The sequence below is a fragment of the Aquincola tertiaricarbonis genome, from assembly GCF_023573145.1.
Classification (GTDB): Bacteria; Pseudomonadota; Gammaproteobacteria; order Burkholderiales; family Burkholderiaceae_C; genus Aquincola; species Aquincola tertiaricarbonis_B.
The window spans coordinates 2,100,378-2,118,402 of the sequence record NZ_CP097635.1 but is presented as its reverse complement, the minus strand read 5'-3'; the positions used below and the strand labels follow the sequence as shown (position 1 = coordinate 2,118,402).

Genomic DNA, 18,025 nt, shown 5'->3' with positions numbered 1-18,025 from the left:
CGCACATCGGCCGGCAGCAGGAACAGCACAACATGCAGCATTCGATCGTGGTGATGGGCGTGGCCGGTTGCGGCAAGTCCAGTCTGGCGGCCGCGTTGGCCCAGGCCGAAGGCGTTCGTCTGGTGGAAGGCGACGACTTCCACAGCCCGCAAAGCCGCGACAAGATGAGCCGCGGAATCGCCCTCACCGATGAAGACCGCCAGGGCTGGCTGGCCACGCTGGGCACGCTGCTGCAGCAGCCCGGTGGGCCCGTGGTGCTCACCTGCTCGGCCCTCAAACGCCGCTACCGCGAGCAGCTGCGTGCCGCCGCGCCCGGCCTGCGGTTTGCCTTCCTGGAGATCGGCCGCGCCGAATCGCTGGCCCGCGTGGCCGCGCGCGCCGGCTCGCACTTCTTTTCGGCCAGCCTGGTGGACAGCCAGTTCGCCACGCTGGAGTCGCCGGTGGGCGAGCCGGGCGTGCTGCGCCTGGACGCGCTACTGCCCATCCCGCAATTGCAGCAGCGCTGCAGCCAATGGCTGCACGAGGAGGCCTGAGCCATGAGCACCCCGCAAGACACATCCCGCGCCGGCCCCGTGCAGCGCGGCATCGAGAACGCGATGGCCTTGTGCCTGGCCGTGATGGCCGTGGCCGTGTTCGTCAACGTGGTGCTGCGCTATGGCTTCGGCAGCGGCATCAACGCCAGTGAAGAACTCTCGCGCCTGCTGTTCGTGTGGATGGTGTTCATCGGCGCCACCGCCGCCTACCCGGCCGGCGAGCACATGGCCTTCACCAGCCTGGTGGGCATGCTGCAGCACAAGCCAGCGGTGCTGAAGCTGATGACGGTACTGATCCGCCTGCTGGTGATCGCAGCCTGCGTGATGTTGGGCGCCGGCGCCTGGCAGCAGGTGGTGGTGGGCATGGACAGCCGCAGCGTGGTGCTCAACTACCCCGTGATGCTGCTGCCCTTGCCGGCGCTGCTGTGCGCAGTGGCCATCGGCGTGATGGCGCTGCTGGAGCTGCTGCGCGGCAAGCCGCTGGACCTGGGCCATGCCGGTGATGTGGAGTAAACGAGCATGAGCGACATGAGCCCCGAAGGCCTGGCCTTCATCGTCTTTTGCGGCGGCATGCTGCTGCTGATGGGCATCGGCATGAACATGGCCCTGGCGCTGGTGCTCACCGGCGCCGGCATGGCCTGGGTGCTGGGTTTCTGGGACACCCAGCTGCTGGCGCAGAACCTGGTGGGCGGCGTGGACAGCTTTGCGCTGCTGGCGGTGCCCTTCTTCATCCTGGCCGGCGAGCTGATGAACTCGGGCGGCATCAGCCGCCGCATCATCGACATGGCGCAGGCGTGGGTGGGTCACATCCGGGGCGGCCTGGGCTACGTGGCCATCGGTGCCGCAGTGCTGATGGCCAGCATGAGCGGCTCGGCCCTGGCCGACACCGCCGCGCTGGCCACCATCCTGCTGCCGATGATGAAGCGCCAGGGCTACCCGCTGCACACCTCGGCCGGCCTCATCGCCTCGGGCGGCATCATCGCGCCCATCATCCCGCCGTCGATGCCCTTCGTGATCTACGGCGTGACGACCAATACCTCCATCTCGGCGCTCTTCGTCTCGGGCATCGTGCCCGGCATCCTGATGGGCGTGGGCCTGATCGTGGCCTGGAAGCTGGTGCTGCGCAAGATGGACCTGCCCGCCGGCGAGCCGCTGCCGATGGCCGACCGCCTGAAGGCCACGGCCAAGGCCTTCTGGGCGCTGCTGATGCCCATCATCATCATCGGCGGCATGAAGAGCGGCGTGTTCACGCCGACGGAGGCCGCCGTGGTGGCCGCCTTCTATGCGCTGGCGGTGGCACTGTTCATCCACCGCGAGATGCACATCCGCGAGATCCGCGGCGTGCTGGTGCGCGCGGCCAAGACCACCGCCATCGTGATGTTCCTGTGCGCCGGCGCCCAGGTGGCCAGCTACATGATCACGCTGGCCGACCTGCCGGGCGTGCTCACCGGCTGGCTGGGCCCGCTGGTGGAAAGCCCGCGGCTGCTGATGGCGGTGATGATGATCGTGCTGGTGCTGGTGGGCACCGCGCTGGACCTCACGCCCACCATCCTGATCTTCGCGCCGGTGATGCTGCCCATCGCCGTCAAGGCCGGCATCGATCCGGTGTACTTCGGGCTGATGTTCATCCTCAACGGCGCCATCGGCCTCATCACGCCGCCGGTGGGCACGGTGCTCAACGTGGTGGCCGGCGTGGGCCGGCTGCCGCTGCACCAGGTGATCAAGGGCGTGAATCCCTTCCTCATCACCTACACGCTGCTGCTGGCGCTGTTCGTGGTGTTCCCCCAGATCGTCACCGCGCCGGTGGCCTGGATGCGTTGACCGTTCTTTTTTAGTAGGAGACAAGCATGAACTTCATCCGCCGCACCCTGCTGGCCGCCGCCTGCGTGGCCAGCCTCGCACCCGCCCTGGCCCAGGCCCAGGACATCAAGCCGCGCTTGATCCGCTTCGGCTACGGCCTGAACGAGCAAAGCAACCAGGGCCGCGCCGCCAAGGTGTTTGCCGACGAGGTGGCCAAGCGCTCGGGCGGCAAGATGAAGGTGCGTGCGATCGGCGCCGCCGCCCTGGGCCCCGACACCCAGATGCAGCAGGCCCTGATCGGCGGCGCGCAGGAGATGATGGTCGGCTCCACCGCCACGCTGGTGGGCATCACCAAGGAAATGGCGCTGTGGGACACGCCCTTCCTCTTCAACAACGTGAAGGAAGCCGACGCCGTGCTCGACGGCCCCATCGGCCGCAAGGTGATGGACAAGCTGGAGGAGAAGGGCCTGGTGGGCCTGGTGTACTGGGAGAACGGCTTCCGCAACCTGACCAACAGCAAGCGCCCGGTCGCCAAGATGGAAGACCTGAACGGCGTCAAGCTGCGCGTGATGCAGAACAACGTGTACCTGGACAGCTTCAAGCTGCTGGGCGCCAACGCGGTGCCGCTGCCGTTCTCGGAGCTGTTCAGCGCGCTGGAAACCAACACGGTCGACGGCCAGGAGAACCCGTACAACACCATCCTGTCCAGCAAGTTCTATGAGGTGCAGAAGTACCTCAGCATCACCAACCACGTGTACAGCCCGTGGATCGTCACGGTGAGCAAGAAGTGGTGGGACGGCCTGAGCAAGGACGAGCAGAAGGTGCTGCGCGACGCCGCCATCGCCAGCCGCGATTTCGAACGCAAGGACACGCGCGAGGAAGCCGCCAAGGCGCTGGCCGACCTGAAGGCCAAGGGCATGCAGATCAACGAACTGCCGCCCGCCGAAGCCGCCCGCATGCGCGACAAGCTCACCCGCGTGAATGCCAGCATCGGCACCACCGTGGGCATGGACCTGTGGAACGAAACCCAGGCCGAACTGGCCAAGCTGCGCGGCGGCAAGTAAGCCCGCAGCGGCCGGCCGGGGGTGGGGCCCTACACTCCACCCCCTGATGTGCAAACGCCTGCTGGCCTTGTTCCTCGCGTTCGTGCTGCTGTGGTCGGGTGCCACGGCACATGAATCGCTGCTGATGCCCGTGGCCAACGACGCCACGGCCACGCTGCCCGTGCCGGGCTCTGATGCCACCGACGACGGCTCGGTGGCCGACCACCACCTGGACGACCAGCCCGCCCAGGCCCTGGGCGACGCGCCCACCGACACGCCGGCCCTGCCCCCTGCGGCGCCCGGCCTGCCCCCCTTGCCCGCGCTGCCCCAGACCAGCGCCAGCCACCGTGCGGCCGCCTGGTCCACGCACGTGCCTGAAAGCCCGCACCGGCCACCCCGCGCCGGCGCCCCCACGCGCCCGAGCGCTTCGTTGCCGGCCCGGGCCTGAGCCTTGCCTGCAGCCGGCGCGCACGCCGCGCACCGGCACCACCTTGGCGGCGCCCTGCCGCCAGCCACCCTTGTCTCCGTCCCCTCGCCGCGCCTTGCCGCGGCCCGCTGCCCCCACCATGGAAATCGCCATACTTTTCGCCCTCATCGTGCTCAACGGCCTCTTTGCCATGTCGGAGATCGCGCTGGTCACCGCCCGCAAGGCCCGGCTGCAAAAGCTCATCGATGAGGGCGATGCCTCCGCCGCCGCCGCGGTGAAGCTGGGAGAAGACCCCACCCGCTTCCTGTCCACCATCCAGATCGGCATCACCTCCATCGGCGTGCTCAACGGCATCGTGGGCGAAGCCGCGCTGGCCGCGCCGCTGGCCGAATGGCTGAGCGGCATCGGCGTGCCGCAGCCCTACAGCGGCTATGCCGCCACCGGCCTGGTGGTGGTGCTGATCACCTACTTCTCCATCGTGGCCGGCGAGCTGGTGCCCAAGCGCATCGGCCAGAGCAGCCCGGAGACGCTGGCGCGCCTGGTGGCCCGCCCCATCCACTGGCTGGCCGTGGCCACCAAGCCCTTCGTGGTGCTGCTGTCGGTGTCCACCCGCAGCCTGCTCAAGCTGCTGGGCGTGAAGGAGACCAGCGGCAGCCCGGTGACCGAGGAGGAGATCCACGCGATGCTGGCCGAGGGCACCACCGCCGGCATCATCGAGTCGCACGAACACGCGATGCTGCGCAACGTGTTTCGGCTGGACGACCGGCAGATCGGCTCGCTGATGGTGCCGCGCGCCGACGTGGTGGCGCTGGACGTGGACCTGCCCTTCGAGGCCAACCTGGCGCGCATGGAGTCTTCCAACCATGCGCGCTTTCCGGTGGTGCGCGGCGGGCTGGACCAGGTGCTGGGCATCGTCAACGCCCGCCAGTGGCTGACACAGGCCCTGCGTGGCGGCGAGCGCGACCTGGCCACCCAGCCGCTGCAGACGCCGCTGTACGTGCCCGAGACCATCACCGGCATGGAGCTGCTGGACAACTTCCGCGAGTCGGGCGCGCAGATGGCCTTCGTCATCGACGAATACGGCGAGGTGCAGGGCATCACCACGCTGCAGGACCTGATCGAGGCCATCACCGGCGAATTCCAGCCGCGCGACCCGGCCACCGCCTGGGCGGTGCAGCGCGAGGACGGCAGCTGGCTGCTGGACGGGCACATCCCGGTGCCCGAGCTGAAGGACCGGCTGGAGCTGCAGACCGTGCCCGAAGAGGAGCGCGGCCGCTACCACACCGTCAGCGGCATGATGATGCTGCTGTCGGGCCGCCTGCCCAAGGTGGCCGATGTGGTGGAGTGGGAAGGCTGGCGCTTCGAGATCGTGGACATGGACGGCAAGACCATCGACAAGGTGCTGGCCAGCCGGCTGCGCGAGGCCACCGAAGACCCCGAGGCCGAGACCGTCGGGTAAAGCCCGGAACTTTCGTGCGGCGCGGCCTTCCCCCTGCGGTGGCCGCCTTGGCCTCGATGCCCCCAGGAGTACCCCGCACGATGCTGTCGTTCCACCTTCCCCGCACCGCCTTCGTCCGCCCGCTGTTGTTGGCCGCAGCCGCCGTCGGCCTGCTGGCCCCCACCCTGCCCGCCACCGCACAACAGATGGTGAGCATCCAGGGCAGCGCAGTGAACCTGCGCGCCGGGCCGCGCGCCAATGCCGAGGTGCTGTGGGAGGTGACGCGGGGCTACCCGCTGAAGGTGGTCGGCCATCAGGGCCGGTGGCTGCGGGTGCAGGACTTCGAGAACGACCGCGCCTGGGTGGCGCGCTCACTCACCGGCCGCACGCCCCACCACGTGGTGCGCGCCGACGTGGCCCGCCTGCGCAGCGGCCCGGGCACCCGCTTCAAGGTGCTGGCCCAGCTGCCGCGTTACGAGGTGCTGCGCACGCGCGGCAAGCAGGAGGGCTGGGTGCGCGTGGAACGCGAATCCGGTCAGCGCGGCTGGGTGGCCAAGCGGCTGTTGTGGGGGTGGTGAGAGGGGCGCATGCTCACTCGACCGAAGCACGCGGCAGCACATCCTGCAGCGCCGCGACCAGCGCTTGCGCCGTGCGCTCATCGGCCAGCGCGGGAAACTCCTTGGCCAGCTTGTGGGACACCTGGCCGCCGTTGTCGCGCACTGAACGGATGATGCGGTCGATGTCCACGTCCGGGCCTTCGATCACCTGCTTCACGCGCTCGCGCGCAATCCGCAGGCTGCGCAGGTAGTCGGCCTCCTTGCGCATCTCCTGTTGGATGGTGACGCGCACGATGTCGGCCAGGTACTCGACGTGATCGGTGAGATCGGGATAGCGCCAGGCGTGCAATGCGTCTGCATATCGGTCGAACTGCAGGTTGTAGCGCACGCCATCCTCAGCCCGAAGCTCAGGCCCGAAGCGCCAGGCATCGGTGTAGCGGCGCATGAAGGGCTGCGAGAACAGCTCGAGCACCTGGTCGTAGCCCCGGCGCTTGATCACCGAGCTGGTGATGGTCGCCGACACCGGCAGGATGAACGGCTCGGGCACGGCACCGTCCCGCCGCAGCACGTCGTTGACCAGGAAGCGCGAGATGCGACCATTGCCGTCCGACATCGGGTGGATGTAGACAAAGCCGAACGACAGCACCGCGGCGCGGACCAGCGCGGCGCGGCCCACGGTCCGCGCCGCGCAGTCGCGCAGGCCGGCGAGCAACTGCGGCACGTCGTCCCAGTGCGGCGCGATGTAGTGGACGACCTCGCGGAACCCATCCACTTCGCCCACGAACACCGGTGAGCGCCTGAGGCCAAAACGCGTGGCGCGTGGCCCCAGTATCTCGGCTTGCAGTTCTTCAAGCGCAGCGTCAGAAAGCGGGGCCTCATGCCGGCCGCACCACCGCTCCATGGCGGCGGCAAAGCGGCGCACGCGGTCCACATGCCGCTCCTCGTGCTCGATGGCGAAGCTGGCGCGGCTTTCCTTGACCGTCAGCCAAACGGCGCTGCGCTGCAGGATGTCAGCGCCGAACTCCGCCTCCAGATCGGCCAGGTGGTCTGCACAGACGTAGGCCTCGGCCTGCCGCACGGCGGGCGTGCGCAGCACCATGGGGCAAAACTCGCGCGAGCCGGGCAGGTTGTCGCGCACCCGCCAGCGCGGGCAGTTGATGGCCCGGGCGGCGGTCAGGTATCGCTCTTCATCCAGCGCCATCACATAGTTGCCCGCGCCCGCATCAGCTACCGCAAGCAGACGCCCCGTGAGGTACTCGTAGAAGAAACCGGCACGACGCGCATATTGCCCGGTGGGCTCCGCAGCGACCCAGGCTTCCAGCTCTGCTGCAGGCACTACATCGAACAGCCTAGCCAGGAACTCCAGGTGAACGCCCTCATGTTTAAGGGCGAAAGTGAGGTGCCCCACCAACGAAGCTGCGGGGCGTGCAACAGGCGGATACTGCTGGTGGACATACCCGTTTTCACGCACCGTTGCACGCGACTTTCCGATCGTGCTGGTGGTGCGGAAAGACTGAACGGCGGCGACAGCGTAGCGTTCGGCAAGCCAGCGGTAACCGATGGGGTCAGGCATGTAGGAAGCGGCGGCGCAGCCAAGAAAACAGTGAGGTCGCCAAGATACTGATTAGATTCGCCCACACCGTCAAGATTTCGATGACGGGAGCTCACCCCGGAATCCCATACTTGCGCAGCCGCTGCGCAATCGCCGAATGCGAGGTGCCCAGCCGCTCGGCCAGGCGGCGGGTGGAGGGGTATTGCGGCCACAGCCGCTGCAGCAGCGCCCGTTCGTAGCGCGAGACGGCGTCGTCCAGGCTGGTGATGCTGTCGTCGTCGGTGGGCGGCGGCGCGGCGGTGGCGGCGTCGGCCAGCTCCAGGTCGCCAGCGTCGATGACGGCCGCGTCCGTCATCGTCACCGCACGGAAGATCACGTTCTGCAGCTGGCGCACGTTGCCGTGCCACGGGTTGCCCAGCAGCGCCTGGGTGGCGGCGCGGCTCAGGCGCGCGGGCGGGCGGCCAGCCTGGGTGCAGGCGCGTTCCAGGAACACCTGGGCCAGCACCAGGATGTCTTCGGTGCGCTCACGCAGCGGTGGCACGGCCAGCTGCAGCACGTCGAGGCGGAACAACAGGTCCTGCCGGAAGCTGCCGGCGGCCACCATGTCCTCGAGGTGGCGGTGGGTGGCGCTGATCAGCCGCACGTCGGCCTTGAGCTCGCGGTCGCCGCCCACGCGGCGGAAGCTGCCGTCGTTGAGAAAGCGCAGCAATTTGGCTTGCAGGTACAGCGACATCTCGCCCACTTCATCGAGGAACAGCGTGCCGCCGTCGGCCAGCTCCAGGATGCCGGGCCGGCCGCCGCGCAGGCCGCCGGTGAAGGCGCCGGGCGCATAACCGAACAGCTCGCTCTCGGCCAGGCTTTCCGGCAGCGCCGCGCAGTTGAGCGCGAAGAAGGGCTGCGCATGGCGGCGGCTGCCGGCATGGCAGGCATGGGCCACCAGTTCCTTGCCGGTGCCGGTTTCACCGCGGATGAGCAAGGGCGCATCCACCGAGGCCATGCGCGCAGCCCGCTGCTTGAGCTGGCGGATGGCGGCCGAGCGGCCGAGCAGTGTCTCGAAGCCGCCCGCGCTGTAGTTGTGCAGCGCGCTCAGCCGCTCACCCAGCCGCTGCGGCGCGTGCAGCGTGATCACCGCGCCGGCCACGCCGCCGCCGGGCTCATGCAGCGCCACCGTCTCCATCAAATAGGCCTGGCCGCCCACCTGCACCTCGGCCACCGGCAGCTTGTAGTCGTGATCCACCAGCGATTGGGCCAGCTGCGCATCACCCGTCAGCGCCTGCAGCGGCAGGCCTTGCAGCGCCTGCACCGGCTGGCCGCTGGCCTGCGCGGCGGCCGGGTTGGCCACCACCACGCAGCCCTGGGCATCCACCGCCAGCACCGGGTCGGCCAGCGAGGCCAGCAATGCATCCAGGTACAGCCGGCGGCGGGCGCCGGGCAGCATCTGCAGTTCGTCCACCTGCTGCACGCCGGGCACTTCCGCCAGCAGCGCATCGCGCAGGGCCGGGTAGGCCGCGGGCAGCAGGCCGGGCGCCTCCAGGTAGATCTGCGGCGGATCCACCTCCACCGCCACCACGTCCAGGGCGCGGGCGGCCAGCACCGCCAGGATTTGCTGGGCGATGCCGACACGGTCGACGAAGGTGATCTTCAAACGCATGGAAGGTGACGCGCCAAGGTGGAATGAAAACGTGACAGTGGCACGAAATCTACACGCAAAAAGCGGCTATCGTCGCAGGCATCGTCACGATTTCCATACAGCTGGCCACGCCGCCGCTTGCAAGTGCTTGATGCACCGATGACAGCGCCATTGGCACGCGGCTTGCGCTGTTGTTGCCCATCGCCGGATGGCCGGCTACCACCATAAAGGTTCGCAACCCATGAAGGTCCTGGTCCTCGGAAGCGGTGTCATCGGCGTGTCGGTGGCCTACTACCTGGCCAAGGCCGGGCATGAAGTCACGGTGCTCGACCGCCAGCCGGCCCCCGCGCTGGAAACCAGCTTTGCCAATGCCGGCGAGGTGTCGCCCGGCTACTCGGCCCCCTGGGCCGGCCCCGGCGTGCCCATCAAGGCCATCAAGTGGATGCTGATGCAGCACAGCCCGCTGGTCATCAAGCCCATGCTGGACCCGGCCATGTGGCGCTGGGGCGCGCAGATGCTGCGCAACTGCACCGAAGAACGCTACCGCATCAACAAGGCGCGCATGGTGCGGCTGGCCGAGTACAGCCGCGACTGCCTGAAGCAGCTGCGCGCCGACACCGGCATCGTCTACGACGAGCGCACGCAGGGCACGCTGCAGCTGTTCCGCACCCAGAAGCAGCTGGACGGCGCCGACAAGGACGTGGAGATCCTGCAGCAGTACCAGGTGCCCTACCAGCTGCTGGACCGCGCCGGCTACCTGCAGTACGAACCGGCGTTGAAGGACGTGGCCGACAAGTTCGTCGGCGCCCTGCGCCTGCCGGGCGACGAGACCGGCGACTGCTTCCTGTTCACGCAGCGGCTGGCCGAGCTGGCACGTGGCTTGGGCGTGACCTTCGAGTTCGGCGTCAGCGTACAGGCCATCGAGCATGCGGCCAATCAAGTGACGGGCGTGCAGACCAGCCGCGGCCGCTTCACCGCCGACCGTTATGTGCTGGCCATGGGCAGCTATTCGCCGCTGATCGCCAAGCCGCTGGGGCTGCAGCTGCCGGTGTACCCGGTCAAGGGCTTCTCGATCACCGTGCCCATCACCGATGCGGCGCTGTCGCCCGAGTCCACCATCATGGACGAGACGCACAAGGTGGCCGTCACCCGGCTGGGCAGCCGCATCCGCGTGGGCGGCACGGCGCAGCTGTCGGGCTACAACCTCGACCTGGAAGCCGGCCGCCGCCGCACGCTGGAATTCGTGCTGACCGACCTGTTCCCGCGTGGCAGCGACGTGGCCAAGGCCGAGTTCTGGACCGGCCTGCGCCCGATGACGCCGGACGGCACGCCCATCCTGGGCGCCTGCCGCTACCAGAACCTGATGCTGAGCACCGGCCACGGTACCCTCGGCTGGACCATGGCCGCCGGCACTGGCCGCGTGCTGGCCGACCTGGTGAGCGGCAAGAACCCCGAGATCGACATGGAAGGCATGGGCCTGGACCGCTATGCATGACCGCCCCGCCCTGCCCGCCGCCAGCCGCGCCCAGGTGAACGCCGGCGCCTGGCTGGACGTCGACCTGGCCGCCATCGTGCACAACTGGCGGCTGCTGAAGCAGCAGGCCCACGGCCGCGCTGACTGCGCGGCCGTTGTCAAGGCCGATGCCTACGGCCTGGGCGCCGCGCCAGTGACCACGGCGCTGTATGCCGCCGGCTGCCGCCGCTTCTTCGTCGCCCACCTGGACGAAGGCATCACGCTGCGGCCGCTGCTGCCGGCCGATGCCACGCTGTTCGTGATGCACGGCCTGCTGCCCGGCAGCGAGCTGGAAGCCGTGACCCATGACCTGGTGCCGGTGCTCAACAGCCTGGCCCAGGTGCGGGCCTGGACCACGCTGGCCCGTGGCCTGGGCCGCCGGCTGCCCGCCGCGCTGCAGATGGACACCGGCATGGCCCGGCTGGGCATGCCGGCCGATGAGTTCAACCGCCTGGCTGCCGACCTGCATCAGCTCGACGGCGTGGACCTGCAGCTGGTGATGAGCCACTTGGTGAGCGCCGAGCAGGCCGAGGCACCCACCAATGCCCAGCAGCTGCAGCGCTTTGCCGCCGCCCGCGCACGGCTGCCGGCCGCGCCGGCCAGCCTGGCCAATTCGTCGGGCGTGTGGCTGGGCGCCGCCTACCACCACGACCTGCTGCGCCCCGGCGCCGCGCTGTACGGCGTGGCGCCGATGGCCGGCCGGCCCAACCCGATGCGGCCGGTGGTGCGGCTGCGCAGCAAGGTGCTGCAGCTGCGCCACATTGCGGCCGGCACCGGCGTGGGCTACGGCCATGCGTGGACGGCGCAGCGCCCCACCCTCATCGCCACCCTGGCCACCGGCTACGCCGACGGCTGGCTGCGCAGCCTGAGCAACCGCGGTGCTGTGCGCTTCAACGGCCAGGTGCTGCCGTTGGTGGGCAAGGTGTCGATGGACACCATCACGGTGGATGCCACCGACCTGCCGCCGGATGCGCTGCAGGAGGGCAGCCTGCTCGACCTGCTGGACGAACAGCTGACGGTGGACGAGGTGGCCGCCGCCGCCGGCACCATCGGCTACGAGGTGCTGACCAGCCTGGGCAGCCGCTATGCGCGGCGGTACCTGGGCGCAGAGGCTTGCACGCACAGCCTTTGATATGTATTCTGTGGATACAGCCTGAAAGCTGTAAACGCGGAAAACAAATCAAACGCTGTATGCAGAAGTTTCACCTTCGCACGGCCGACCAGCTGCCCGCGCTGCTGCAGGCCTTTCGCAAGCAGGCAGGCCTCACGCAGCGTGAGGTGGCGCTGCGCCTGGGCGTCACGCAGCAAACGTACTCGGCGCTGGAACGCAATGCCGACACCGTGGGCGCCGCCCGGCTGCTGAAGCTGCTGCACATCCTGGGCGTGGAATGGGTGCTGACCCAGCCCGACCCAGACGCCGAGGCACCACTGTCGGTGGCCGAGACGCCTCCCTGGTAGGGCCATGGGCCGTCTGTCGCACCACCGCACGCTGGGGCTCTGGATGAACGGGGAGCGTGTCGGCCGCTGGACCCTGGCGCCCAGTGCCCCCGACCTGCTGCAGTACGACCCGGCCTGGCTGCAGTCCGAAGCCGGGCGCCCACTGTCGCTGTCCCTGCCCTTTCTGCCCGGCAACGCACCCCACCGCGGCCCAGCGGTGCGCGCGTACTTCGAGAACCTGCTGCCCGACAGCCGCGACATCCGCGAGCGCCTGGCGCGCCGCTTCGGCGTCGGCTCCACCTCGGCTTTCGACCTGCTGGCCGAGATCGGCCGCGACTGCGTGGGTGCGCTGGAGATCCTGCCCGACGACCAGAGCTCCAACGGCGTGGCACCCGTGAAAGCCGAACCGCTGACCGAAGCCCAGGTGGCCCAGCTGCTGCGCAGCGCCACCACGCCGCAGGCCCTGGGCCGCGGCACCGACGACGAGGACTTCCGCATCTCCATCGCCGGCGCCCAGGAAAAAACCGCGCTGCTGTGGCACGGCGGCCAGTGGTGCCTGCCCCGCGGCAGCACGCCCACCAGCCACATCCTGAAGCTGCCGCTGGGGCTGGTGGGCGGCATGCGGCTCGATCTGCGCGACTCGGTGGAGAACGAGTGGCTGTGCGCGCTCATCCTGAAGGCCTTCGGCCTGCCGGTGGCCACCTGCCACCCGCTGCAGTTCGAGGACGTGAAGGTGCTGGGCATCGAGCGCTTTGATCGCAGTTGGAGGTCGCCACCCCGGGGCGCGCAGCGCCTGCTGCGCCTGCCCCAGGAAGACCTGTGCCAGGCCACTGGCGTGCCGCCGGAAGCCAAATACGAGGCCGACGGCGGACCGGGGATGGACCGCATCCTGGGCGTGCTGGATGGCTCGACCGAACGGGCGCAGGACAGGCGCCACTTCTTCCAGGCGCAGCTGTTGTTCTGGATGCTGTGCGCCACCGATGGCCATGCCAAGAACTTCAGCCTCTTCCTGCGGCCTGGTGGCCGCTACCAGCTGACGCCGCTGTACGACGTGCTGTCGGCCTACCCGGTGCTGGGCGATGGGCCCGCCCGCATCTCAGCCCACCGGGCACGCATGGCCATGGCCGTGCGCTCGAAGAACGCCCACTGGCGCATGCGCGACATCCACCGCCGGCACTGGGTGGCGCTAGGCATGCGCCACGGCATCACCACCGAAGACGGGCGGGGCGTGGAGGCGCTGATCGACGAGCTGGTGGCCCGCACCCCGGCCGTCATCGCCGCGGTGCAGGGGCAGTTGCCGGCGTGGTTCCCGCAGCGGGTGGCCGCCAGCATCTTCAGCGGGCTGGCGGGGGCTGCAAGACGCCTGGGCGCTGCAGCTTGAGCGGCTGCGCCCGCCACCGCCGGCGCAGCGGGTAGCATCGCGGGCCAGCCGACCGGCAAGGTCATGGGCATGCAGTACAGCTTGAGCTGGAAGAGTATGACCTTGAGGAGCGGTGGGCAGCGTGACGTCGAATGCGATGGCGGGGGTGAACGGGTTGGCCGCGGACAAGCGGTCGATGCGCCAGCTCGTGGCACGGGCGGCGGCGCGGCTCTTCGCGCTCTGGTGCGTGCTGCTGCCTGCGCTGGCGCTGGCCCAGCAAGACCGCGCCTCCGACCCGGCGTTCTGGGAAGAGCCCTGCCACGCACAGGCCAAGGCCACCCGCTTCGAAGACCTGCGGCAAGAGAACTTCACTCGCTACGAGGGGGTACTGGCGCAGGGTTATGGCGCCTGCGCCATCTGGGTGCGGCTGCGGCTGGCACCGGCCCCGGGGTCGACCGTGCTGCGCATCCTGCCCACCTACCTCGACGAGATCGCCTTGCACGATCCGCTGCTGGCGCAGGTGCTGGTACGGGGTGACCGCCACCCCCCTGAGGCCGGCACCCGTGACCGCGCCATCCGCTTCACCGTGCCCGGTGGCCAGGCGCCCCGCCATGTCTGGCTGCGCCTGTCCACCAGCAGCACGCGGCTGCTGAGCGTGCAGGCGCTGTCGCCTGAAGACGCGCAGGCGAAAGAACGGCGCGCCGACTGGGTGCAGGGGGCGTTTCTGCTGCTGCTGGGCGCCCCGCTGCCATGGGCCGTGCTGCAGTGGTTTCACCTGCGCGACCGCGTGATGGCGGTGTTCGCGGTCAAGCAGGCCTCCACGTTCTCGTGGGCGTTCCTGCTGCTGGGGTACGGGCCCGCCGTGTTGGGAGCGGCGCTGTCCGCACCGGCCATCGACCGCCTCACCTCGGTGCTCGTGGTGGGGGTGGTCACGGCCTCGATCTGGTTCGAGCTCACGCTGCTGGCCGGCTACCAGGTGCCGCGCTGGGGCATGCACGTTCTGCGGGGGCTGGCGGCATTGCTTCCACTGCTGGTGGTGATGCAGTTCGTCGGCCACGCCTCGGCCGCCCTGCAGGCCAACATCGTCATTGCCTGGCTGCTGATCCTGCTGGCCTGCGTGCTCTTCATGCTGGCGCGCCGACGCCCGCCGGACCAGCCCCTGGCCGTGACCCTGCCACCGCAGGTGCTGGCGGTGTACAGCACGCTGAACTTTGTCGCGCTTTCGTCGGCCGCAGCGCTGCAACTGGGCCTGCTCCAGGGGGGGCCGCTGACCATGTATGCGCTGTTCGTGCACGGCTTGCAGTCCAGCCTGGTCATGATGGTGCTGCTCAATGTGCGTGCCGGCATGCAGGCGCGCGCGGTCGGCGCGCTGGCGGCGGCCCAGGCGCGGGCAGAGCAGGAGCGGCTGCACCGCGAGGAACAGGAGCGCCTGGTCGGCATGCTGGTGCACGAGATGCGCACGCCGCTGGCCACCGTGCGCATGCTGCTGGGCGAAGGCCCGCCTTCACCCCAGCAGTTCAACAGCATGCAGCGCTCGCTGGCCGACATGAACGGCTTGCTGGAACGTTGCGCACAGGCCAGCCAACTCGACGGTGAAGGCCTGCAGCCGCAATGGACCGAGTGCGATCTGTGGCAGACGCTGCTGGAGCTGGCCAGCGCCCGGCTGGACACCCAGCGGCTTGCGCTGTCGTACGCCGACAGGTCTGCGCCCGGCTCAGCGACGGTACGCGCCGACCCGCAATGGCTGCGCATCATCCTGGGCAACCTGATCGACAACGCCTGCAAGTACAGCCCTGCCGACAGCACCGTGCAGGTGTCCCTGACCCCGCAGGACGACTCGCAGGACCCGGCCCATCCACGGGCCGGATTTGCCGTGGACGTGGCCAACCTGCCAGGCGCCGCCGGCTGGCCCGATGCGGCACAGCTTTTCACCAAGTACTACCGCCACCCCTTCGCGCGCCGCAGCACCGGCTCGGGCCTGGGGCTGTACCTCGTGGCGGGCCTGGTGCAGCGGCTGCAAGGCCACATCCGCTACCAACCCACGCCGGAGCAGATCCGGTTCCGCCTGTGGCTGCCGGCCTGAGTGACCATGACGCTGCGCCGCTGGGCGCAGGCACCCAAGGCCAGGCCGGCGCCGTCCCGCTGCGCATCGTCGTCGTCGAAGATCACGATCTGCTGCGAGAAGCCACGGTGGCCATGCTCAATGGCCATGGCCACCGAGCGGTGGGCGTTGTCTGCGCCGAGGACGTGGACACCCTGTTGCTGGCCACCCTGCCCGACCTGTACGTGATCGATGTGGGGCTGCCGGGCGAAGACGGTTTTGTGCTGGCCCGGCGCCTGCGCGCAGCGCGCCCGTCGGTCGGCATCGTCATGACCACGGCCCGCACCCGGATCGGCGACCGCGTCACCGGTTATGGCAGCGGGGCCGACATCTACCTGCCCAAACCCGTGGACCCGGACGAACTGCTGGCCGCCGTGCTGGCGCTGGGACATCGCTTGCGCCCCGCGGCGCCCGATGCCGACGGCTTGCGGCTCGATGTGCGCCAGCAACGCCTCCAGGGAGCCAACACGGCCGTCGCGCTCACGCGGGCCGAGACCACCTTGCTGGCGGCGCTGGCCCAGGCCGAGACGCAGACCCTCAGTCGCTGGCAGGTTGCGACACACATGGGCCTGGACAACCGCCTCGACGAGCGCGCCACACTCGATGTGCGCATCAGCCAGCTGCGGCACAAGCTGCATGACGCCGGTGCCGCGCGGCCGGCACTGCAGGCCGTGCGCGGGCACGGATACCGGCTTTGCGTGCCGCTGACCATCACCGGATGACCCCGCTTTCAGGGTATTGCCTCGTTCACCAGGATGCTTTAGGTAACTTTAGATAGCCGACAAACCTCTTTTTACATTGAGCGCGACATGACCCCCACGGTGCCGGCGTGCACCCGTGGCCCGCCAAGAGCCATGCCATCGCGCGGTCATGCAGAAAAGGGTTTGTCCATTGACCGCACCATTGCACCGGCGTTGTGCCGGCCTGATCGTCGCGCTGCTCGCAGCGTGCCTGCCGGTTGACGCCACGCGCGCCCAGACCCCGCCCGACGCAGGCGCCTTGCGCCAGCAGATCGAAGGCCAGGTGCGTCCGGCGCTGCCCCCCAGTGCCGACCCGCTGCCGACTGCGCCGCCCAAGCCCCTGCAACTGCCGGAGGGCGTCACCCTCAGCGCCAAGGCATTCCGCTTCACCGGCAACACCCTGCTGGCTGACGCGCAGCTGCAACCCGTGGTGCGGGGCTGGCTGAACCGCCCCATCGGCTTTGCCGACCTGCAGCAAGCCACGCAGGCGGTGGCCACCACTTACCGCAACGCGGGCTGGATCGTGCACGCCTACCTGCCCACGCAGGACGTGACCGAAGGCACCATCACCATCCACGTCGCCGAAGCGGTGTTCGCCGGCGCGCAGCTCGAAGGTGAGCCCCCCAGCCGCATCGATCCGGCCATGGCGCTGCGCATCGTCGAAGCGCAGCAGCCCACGGGCGCGCCCCTCAACGCCAACGCGCTGGACCGCGCACTGCTGCTGGTCGACGACCTGCCCGGCGTGTCGGCCACGGCAGCACTGGCACCCGGCGCACAGGACAACCAGACCGCCCTGGCGCTGCGCCTGCGTGACGGGCCGTTGCTCGAGGCCGAGGCCGGCATCGACAACCACGGTGCCCGCAGCACAGGCAGCCGCCGCGTCACGCTGGCCGCCACGCTGCACAGCCCCCTGCGCCTGGGCGACCGCCTGCGGCTCGATCTGCTGCACGGCAGCGGCACGGACTATGGCCGCCTGGGCTGGAGCCTGCCGGTGGGCAGCGATGGCTGGCGCCTCGGTGCCCATGCCTCACAACTGCGGTATGACGTGGTGGCGCGCGAATTCGCCGCCCTGCATGCCGAGGGCGCTTCCACCAGCGTGGGTGTGGATGCCAGTTACCCGCTGCTGCGTTCGCGCTTGCGCAACCTCTACCTCACCGCGGCTGCCGACGACAAGCGCTTCCGCAACCGGGCCAATGGCGCCACCCAGTCGCGCTACGGCGTGCGCAGCCTGCGGCTCGGCCTGACCGGCAACCTGTACGACACGCTGGGCGGCGGGGGAGCCAACAGCTATGGAATCACCTGGACACGCGGCCGGGTGGATCAGGGGCAGCGGGAGGCGGGTGAAGACCCCGCCACCGGCGGCCGCTACGGCAAGCTGCACTACGCCGCAGCACGTGAGCAGACGTTCACGCCCGCGTTGTCGCTGCTGGCGTCGGTGAGCGGGCAGTTCGGCAGCCGCCACCTCGACTCCTCGGAACGCTTCTACCTCGGCGGTCCTGGCGGTGTGCGCGCCTACCCGGTGAACGAAGGCAGTGGCAACCAGGGCCAGCTGGCCACCGCCGAATTGCGCTGGCGGGTCCACCCCGATGTGGCGATCAGCGGCTTCTACGACTGGGGTCGGGCCACCGGCCATGCCGCCGTGGCCAGCGCCAGCACCCGCCTCCAGGGCTACGGCGCCTCCGTCGCCTGGAGCGGCCCGCAGGACACCGTGCTCAAGCTCACCTGGGCGCGGCGTGACGGGCACAACCCCAGCGCCAACGCCATCACCGGCCGCGACCAGGACGGCAGCCTGCAGCGCAACCGCGTGTGGCTGCAGGCCAGCCTTCGCTTCTAGCGCCCGAGCCCATCCTCGCGCGCCCGCCGCCGCCACGGCGCACCACGCCACGGATCAAGA

The 18,025-nt window shown here is 69.6% G+C and carries 16 protein-coding genes; 14 read left to right on the top strand and 2 right to left on the bottom strand.

Going from position 1 to position 18,025, the window contains the following annotated elements:
* Positions 1 to 32 precede the first annotated feature (32 nt).
* The 7 genes from MW290_RS09720 (at position 33) to MW290_RS09690 (ending at position 5,819) form a co-directional block, all read left to right on the top strand.
* Positions 33 to 533, top strand: a complete 501-nt coding sequence (locus MW290_RS09720) for a gluconokinase (protein ID WP_250194467.1) — start codon at positions 33 to 35, stop codon at positions 531 to 533.
* A 3-nt stretch (positions 534 to 536) separates the two neighbouring features.
* Positions 537 to 1,046 (top strand): TRAP transporter small permease, encoded by a 510-nt coding sequence (locus MW290_RS09715; RefSeq protein WP_250194466.1) that lies wholly within the window; start codon positions 537 to 539, stop codon positions 1,044 to 1,046.
* Between the two features lie 15 nt (positions 1,047 to 1,061).
* Positions 1,062 to 2,354: a TRAP transporter large permease gene (locus tag MW290_RS09710; protein ID WP_250196641.1), complete on the top strand. Its 1,293-nt coding sequence runs from the start codon at positions 1,062 to 1,064 to the stop codon at positions 2,352 to 2,354.
* Between the two features lie 26 nt (positions 2,355 to 2,380).
* Positions 2,381 to 3,397: a TRAP transporter substrate-binding protein gene (locus tag MW290_RS09705; protein WP_250194465.1), complete on the top strand. Its 1,017-nt coding sequence runs from the start codon at positions 2,381 to 2,383 to the stop codon at positions 3,395 to 3,397.
* A 46-nt stretch (positions 3,398 to 3,443) separates the two neighbouring features.
* Positions 3,444 to 3,824 (top strand): hypothetical protein, encoded by a 381-nt coding sequence (locus MW290_RS09700; protein WP_250194464.1) that lies wholly within the window; start codon positions 3,444 to 3,446, stop codon positions 3,822 to 3,824.
* A 118-nt stretch (positions 3,825 to 3,942) separates the two neighbouring features.
* Positions 3,943 to 5,262 carry a hemolysin family protein gene (locus MW290_RS09695; protein WP_250194463.1) on the top strand — a complete coding sequence of 440 codons (1,320 nt, stop codon included), beginning with the start codon at positions 3,943 to 3,945 and terminating at the stop codon, positions 5,260 to 5,262.
* An 80-nt stretch (positions 5,263 to 5,342) separates the two neighbouring features.
* Positions 5,343 to 5,819 carry an SH3 domain-containing protein gene (locus MW290_RS09690; protein ID WP_250194462.1) on the top strand — a complete coding sequence of 159 codons (477 nt, stop codon included), beginning with the start codon at positions 5,343 to 5,345 and terminating at the stop codon, positions 5,817 to 5,819.
* 13 nt (positions 5,820 to 5,832) lie between these two features.
* Here MW290_RS09690 and MW290_RS09685 read toward each other — a convergent pair whose 3' ends face one another.
* The gene (locus MW290_RS09685; RefSeq protein ID WP_250194461.1) at positions 5,833 to 7,371 is read right to left on the bottom strand and encodes a Fic family protein; all 1,539 of its coding nucleotides are present in this window, start codon (positions 7,369 to 7,371) and stop codon (positions 5,833 to 5,835) included.
* A gap of 91 nt (positions 7,372 to 7,462) precedes the next feature.
* The gene (locus MW290_RS09680; RefSeq protein WP_250194460.1) at positions 7,463 to 9,001 is read right to left on the bottom strand and encodes a sigma 54-interacting transcriptional regulator; all 1,539 of its coding nucleotides are present in this window, start codon (positions 8,999 to 9,001) and stop codon (positions 7,463 to 7,465) included.
* Positions 9,002 to 9,188: 187 nt separating this feature from the next.
* On the opposite strand from MW290_RS09680, the gene MW290_RS09675 reads away from it, so the two are divergent.
* The 7 genes from MW290_RS09675 to MW290_RS09645 all read left to right on the top strand — a co-directional run bounded on the left by MW290_RS09675 (position 9,189) and on the right by MW290_RS09645 (position 17,965).
* The gene (locus MW290_RS09675) at positions 9,189 to 10,475 is read left to right on the top strand and encodes a D-amino acid dehydrogenase (RefSeq protein ID WP_259373438.1); all 1,287 of its coding nucleotides are present in this window, start codon (positions 9,189 to 9,191) and stop codon (positions 10,473 to 10,475) included.
* Positions 10,468 to 11,625, top strand: coding sequence for an alanine racemase (gene alr / locus MW290_RS09670; RefSeq protein ID WP_250194458.1), 1,158 nt, complete (start codon positions 10,468 to 10,470; stop codon positions 11,623 to 11,625). Before MW290_RS09675 ends, alr begins: the two co-directional genes overlap by 8 nt.
* 59 nt (positions 11,626 to 11,684) lie before the next feature.
* Complete coding sequence (locus MW290_RS09665; RefSeq protein WP_250194457.1) at positions 11,685 to 11,951, top strand: helix-turn-helix domain-containing protein; 267 nt, start codon at positions 11,685 to 11,687, stop codon at positions 11,949 to 11,951.
* 4 nt (positions 11,952 to 11,955) lie between these two features.
* A complete protein-coding gene (locus MW290_RS09660) occupies positions 11,956 to 13,311 on the top strand; it encodes a type II toxin-antitoxin system HipA family toxin (RefSeq protein WP_250194456.1) in 1,356 nt (451 codons plus the stop codon).
* A gap of 175 nt (positions 13,312 to 13,486) precedes the next feature.
* A complete protein-coding gene (locus MW290_RS09655) occupies positions 13,487 to 15,373 on the top strand; it encodes a sensor histidine kinase (protein WP_250194455.1) in 1,887 nt (628 codons plus the stop codon).
* Positions 15,358 to 16,113, top strand: a complete 756-nt coding sequence (locus MW290_RS09650; protein WP_250194454.1) for a response regulator transcription factor — start codon at positions 15,358 to 15,360, stop codon at positions 16,111 to 16,113. Before MW290_RS09655 ends, MW290_RS09650 begins: the two co-directional genes overlap by 16 nt.
* 169 nt (positions 16,114 to 16,282) lie before the next feature.
* A complete protein-coding gene (locus MW290_RS09645) occupies positions 16,283 to 17,965 on the top strand; it encodes a ShlB/FhaC/HecB family hemolysin secretion/activation protein (protein ID WP_250194453.1) in 1,683 nt (560 codons plus the stop codon).
* The last annotated feature ends 60 nt before the right edge of the window (positions 17,966 to 18,025 follow it).

Bases quoted from the DNA above. Each gene is read 5' to 3' on its own strand.
- MW290_RS09720 (WP_250194467.1), top strand. From the start codon at position 33: ATGCAGCATTCGATCGTGGTGATGGGCGTGGCCGGTTGCGGCAAGTCC.
- alr (WP_250194458.1), top strand. From the start codon at position 10,468: ATGCATGACCGCCCCGCCCTGCCCGCCGCCAGCCGCGCCCAGGTGAAC.
- MW290_RS09690 (WP_250194462.1), top strand. From the start codon at position 5,343: ATGCTGTCGTTCCACCTTCCCCGCACCGCCTTCGTCCGCCCGCTGTTG.
- MW290_RS09700 (WP_250194464.1), top strand. From the start codon at position 3,444: ATGTGCAAACGCCTGCTGGCCTTGTTCCTCGCGTTCGTGCTGCTGTGG.
- MW290_RS09715 (WP_250194466.1), top strand. From the start codon at position 537: ATGAGCACCCCGCAAGACACATCCCGCGCCGGCCCCGTGCAGCGCGGC.
- MW290_RS09705 (WP_250194465.1), top strand. From the start codon at position 2,381: ATGAACTTCATCCGCCGCACCCTGCTGGCCGCCGCCTGCGTGGCCAGC.
- MW290_RS09675 (WP_259373438.1), top strand. From the start codon at position 9,189: ATGGCCGGCTACCACCATAAAGGTTCGCAACCCATGAAGGTCCTGGTC.
- MW290_RS09665 (WP_250194457.1), top strand. From the start codon at position 11,685: ATGCAGAAGTTTCACCTTCGCACGGCCGACCAGCTGCCCGCGCTGCTG.
- MW290_RS09710 (WP_250196641.1), top strand. From the start codon at position 1,062: ATGAGCCCCGAAGGCCTGGCCTTCATCGTCTTTTGCGGCGGCATGCTG.
- MW290_RS09695 (WP_250194463.1), top strand. From the start codon at position 3,943: ATGGAAATCGCCATACTTTTCGCCCTCATCGTGCTCAACGGCCTCTTT.
- MW290_RS09685 (WP_250194461.1), bottom strand. From the start codon at position 7,371: ATGCCTGACCCCATCGGTTACCGCTGGCTTGCCGAACGCTACGCTGTC.
- MW290_RS09655 (WP_250194455.1), top strand. From the start codon at position 13,487: ATGCGCCAGCTCGTGGCACGGGCGGCGGCGCGGCTCTTCGCGCTCTGG.
- MW290_RS09660 (WP_250194456.1), top strand. From the start codon at position 11,956: ATGGGCCGTCTGTCGCACCACCGCACGCTGGGGCTCTGGATGAACGGG.
- MW290_RS09680 (WP_250194460.1), bottom strand. From the start codon at position 9,001: ATGCGTTTGAAGATCACCTTCGTCGACCGTGTCGGCATCGCCCAGCAA.